Source organism: Roseateles sp. P5_B10 (genome assembly GCF_056400485.1).
Genome location: NZ_JBFULE010001450.1, coordinates 1 through 730, shown reverse-complemented (window position 1 = coordinate 730; position 730 = coordinate 1). Strand labels below are relative to the sequence as shown.

Here is a 730-nt window from a genome sequence, read left to right as displayed (position 1 = left end):
GGGTTTCGCCCGCGGCCACGTACTGATCGCCCTTCAGCGGCTCGTCATCCTGTGCGGCAGCATCTCCCTCATGGCGCGGCAGATACAGTTTCACGGCCGTCCCGATATCGAGCCTGCTGTCGATGCTGACATGTCCATTGGACTGACGCGCGAAGCCGTAGATCATCGACAGGCCGAGGCCCGTGCCCTGCCCGATCGGCTTTGTCGTGAAAAACGGATCGAAGGCGCGCGCCACGACCTCCGGGCTCATGCCGGTTCCGCTGTCGCTGACGCTGATACAGATATAGTCACCAGGCGTCAGAGCCGGCGCATTGGCATTGATGGCATCGACGCGCACATTCTGTGTCGCGATCTTCAAGTGCCCACCATCMGGCATCGCGTCGCGCGCATTGATCGCCAGATTGAGCAACGCGCTCTCCAACTGGTTCGGATCGCACAGTGTGCACCACAGATCAGGCGCCGCCGCGATATCGAGATCCAGCGTCTCGCCAATGGTCCGGCGCAATAGATCCTCCAGCGAGACGATCAGCACATTGGCATCGACACTTTTCGGAATCAGCGGCTGCCGCCGCGCGAAGGCCAGCAACCGGTGCGTCAGCGCCGCCGCACGATTGGCCGAGGTCATCGCAGCGTCGATATAGCGCGCGATATTGTCAGTGCGGCCCTGACCGAGCCGTGTCTGCATCAGGTCGAGCGAGCCGACGATGCCGGTGAGCAGGTTGTTGAAGTC

Annotated in this window: 1 protein-coding gene; it reads right to left on the bottom strand. The window is 62.3% G+C overall.

The genetic code is table 11. From position 1 onward, the window contains the following. The coding region (locus tag AC1DU6_RS33915) for an ATP-binding protein (protein ID WP_477862794.1) at window positions 1-730 on the bottom strand (730 nt) is incomplete at both ends.